This window comes from Pseudoalteromonas arctica, from assembly GCF_012927645.1.
Classification (GTDB): Bacteria; Pseudomonadota; Gammaproteobacteria; order Enterobacterales; family Alteromonadaceae; genus Pseudoalteromonas; species Pseudoalteromonas arctica_A.
Genome location: NZ_JABBMT010000086.1, coordinates 1 through 993, shown reverse-complemented (window position 1 = coordinate 993; position 993 = coordinate 1). Strand labels below are relative to the sequence as shown.

1 protein-coding gene is annotated in these 993 nt (G+C 43.7%); it reads right to left on the bottom strand.

Annotated features, from left to right (window positions below):
* Positions 1-33: 33 nt before the first annotated feature.
* Positions 34-993: elongation factor Tu (gene tuf, locus HHO47_RS18985; RefSeq protein WP_169021696.1), on the bottom strand; the 960-nt coding region annotated here is incomplete at its 5' end.

The window sequence follows — 993 nt, the reverse complement described above, 5'->3', positions numbered from 1 at the left end:
TTTTTTCTAATAATTAACTTTATAAGTTAATTATTACTCAACGATAGTTGCTACTACACCAGCACCTACAGTACGGCCACCTTCGCGGATTGCGAAACGTAGACCTTCATCCATTGCGATTGGAGAGATTAACTTTACAGTCATCTTAACGTTATCGCCAGGCATTACCATTTCTACGCCATCTGGTAACTGTACGTCACCTGTTACGTCAGTTGTACGGAAGTAGAACTGTGGACGGTAACCTTTGAAGAATGGAGTATGACGGCCACCTTCATCTTTCGAAAGTACATATACTTCTGAAGTGAATGTTGTGTGTGGGTTGATTGAACCAGGCTTAGCTAGTACTTGACCACGTTCAACGTCTTCACGTTTAGTACCACGTAAAAGTGCACCAATGTTCTCACCAGCACGACCTTCGTCAAGTAGTTTACGGAACATTTCAACACCAGTACAAGTAGATTTAGTTGTATCGTTGATACCAACAATTTCTACTTCGTCATTGATACGGATGATACCCGCTTCAACACGACCAGTTACAACAGTACCACGACCTTGGATTGAGAAAACGTCTTCGATAGGCATGATGAATGCTTTATCGATGTCACGCTCTGGCTCTGGGATGTAAGAATCAAGTGCGTCTGCAAGCTCAATAATCTTGTCTTCCCACTCTTTCTCGCCTTCTAACGCTTTAAGCGCAGAACCCGCGATTAGTGGTAAGTCATCACCTGGGAAATCGTACTCAGAAAGAAGTTCACGAACTTCCATTTCTACTAGTTCAAGTAGCTCTTCGTCATCAACCATGTCACATTTGTTCATGAATACGATGATGTAAGGAACGCCAACTTGACGAGAAAGTAGGATGTGCTCACGCGTTTGTGGCATAGGGCCATCAGTCGCAGCAACAACAAGGATAGCGCCGTCCATTTGAGCAGCACCAGTGATCATGTTTTTAACATAATCGGCGTGTCCAGGACAATCTACGTGTGCGTAGTG